The sequence below is a fragment of the Mesorhizobium caraganae genome (assembly GCF_016836705.1).
Taxonomy (GTDB): domain Bacteria; phylum Pseudomonadota; class Alphaproteobacteria; order Rhizobiales; family Rhizobiaceae; genus Mesorhizobium; species Mesorhizobium caraganae.
This window is the reverse complement of the sequence record NZ_JAFCGY010000124.1, coordinates 1-478: the sequence shown is the minus strand read 5'-3', so window position 1 is coordinate 478 and position 478 is coordinate 1. Positions and strand designations below refer to the sequence as shown.

2 protein-coding genes and 1 pseudogene are annotated in these 478 nt (G+C 69.7%); all 3 read left to right on the top strand.

The annotated features are described in order from the left end of the window. A partial coding sequence (locus JQK88_RS35585; RefSeq protein WP_376740500.1) for a hypothetical protein occupies positions 1–215 on the top strand: 215 nt, incomplete at its 5' end. Next, entirely contained in the window at positions 212–385 is a 174-nt protein-coding gene (locus tag JQK88_RS35580; RefSeq protein WP_203281255.1) for a hypothetical protein, read from the top strand. The genes JQK88_RS35585 and JQK88_RS35580, both read left to right, overlap by 4 nt. Before the next feature lie 15 nt (positions 386–400). Further along, positions 401–478, top strand: a pseudogene (locus JQK88_RS37760) (hypothetical protein); the annotation flags it as partial.

The following is a 478-nucleotide window of genomic DNA, read 5'->3' as shown; positions in this document are numbered from 1 at the left end:
CCCTGGCGACCTACGGCGTCGGCATGCTGATCGGCAGCTTCCTTTCCGGCGCGGTCGTGGAGCACTACACCACGGCGGCCGGCCGCGACTGGCAGCAGATCTGGCTGTTCCCGGCCGGCGTCGCCGCGGTCGTACTGGTGGCGTTCCTGTTGTTGTTCCGCGAGCGGCCGGCCGCCGTTTCCGCCCTCTCCCCCACTGAGGACGCGCAGCGATGAGCCAGTTGGGCGTCGCCATCGTCGGCACCGGCATGATCGTCAACGAGCATCGCCGCGCGGCGATCCTGGCGGGCGCGCGCATCATCGGCGTGAGCGCGTCCTCGCCGGAGCGGGCGAGCGAGGTGGCATCCGCCTGTAACCTGCCGCGCGCCTATCGCGATATCGAATAAGCGCTCGCCGATCCGCAGGTGCAGGTCGTGCATATCTGCACGCCCAACCATCTGCATCGGGCGATGGCGCAGGCCGCGCTTGAAGCCGGCAAG

Excerpts from the sequence above, each read along its gene's own strand:
- JQK88_RS35580 (WP_203281255.1), top strand. The coding sequence starts at position 212 with ATGAGCCAGTTGGGCGTCGCCATCGTCGGCACCGGCATGATCGTCAAC.